Source organism: Mesorhizobium sp. M0768 (genome assembly GCF_040320195.1).
In the GTDB taxonomy this organism is placed as follows: Bacteria; Pseudomonadota; Alphaproteobacteria; order Rhizobiales; family Rhizobiaceae; genus Mesorhizobium.
The window spans coordinates 1-871 of record NZ_JAMYPD010000105.1; the positions used below are offsets into that span (position 1 = coordinate 1).

An 871-nucleotide genomic window follows, 5' to 3' on the forward strand; every position below is an offset into this window, starting at 1 on the left:
CTACAATCCTGTTTCATAACACCCATCTGTCTATGTCGTTGAAGTGAATAGGTTTTGCTGATCTGGATGCGATCCCGTGGGGTATTTTGGGTTTTGCCGCGCGCGATGAACGATGCGCTGTGCCGCAGGTTCGCCAAGCGTTGATCGGCTGAAGACCCATGGACCATCCGGCAGAGGATGAACGCCTTCGATCTCGCCCGCCTCGGCGGCGAGCCTGAGGGTCTTCGGTGCAACGCCGAGAAGGCGCGCCGCCTTGTTCAGGTTAAGCCATGGCTCTTTGCCGTCCGCCGCTGGCCGGAAGACAGGGATCTTATGATGCGACCTGTGCGCGGTGACCCGTTCGCGTGTCCATCGATTGCCGTGGCCGGTCACCAGTCCATTGCGGTTGAGGATGCCAGCAATCAGATCATCATTGGCGATGAGCACCAGTTGGCGGACGGCCGCGATGATATCGCCGGACGTGCTGTTGCGCTGTCCACGGCGCCGCTTCGGCAGGCGCAGTTCAGTATGGACGCCGCCAACCCAATGGATCAGAAGAACGATCTCTGACGCTTCGTCATCGATATCGGCGACCACCTCCCGGATGACGGTGCGAACGATGCGCTTCTTGAGCCTTGCATCCGTCGTCGGCGCCGCCCATACAGCCTTGAGATCGGCGGCGAGCGCGGTGACGTGTATTGGCGACAGAAGTGATGGCTCCGATGTCGAGGCATCATGCGCGGCAATCCTGCTCTCGATCTCGCCGACACGCGTAAGCGCCCGGTTCCATCGCAACTCCAGTTCCGCCGCGACCAGCCGGTTCTGCGGATCGATGGCGTCGTATTGCCGGAACGCCCGATCGGCGTTGTAGCGTGCCGCCTCGCGATCGCGC

At 61.4% G+C, this 871-nt stretch carries 1 protein-coding gene; it reads right to left on the reverse strand.

The window, feature by feature from the left end; genetic code table 11:
• Nucleotides 1-30 precede the first annotated feature (30 nt).
• On the reverse strand, nucleotides 31-871 hold an 841-nt coding region (locus NKI08_RS34515), incomplete at its 5' end, for a MerR family transcriptional regulator (RefSeq protein WP_502899707.1).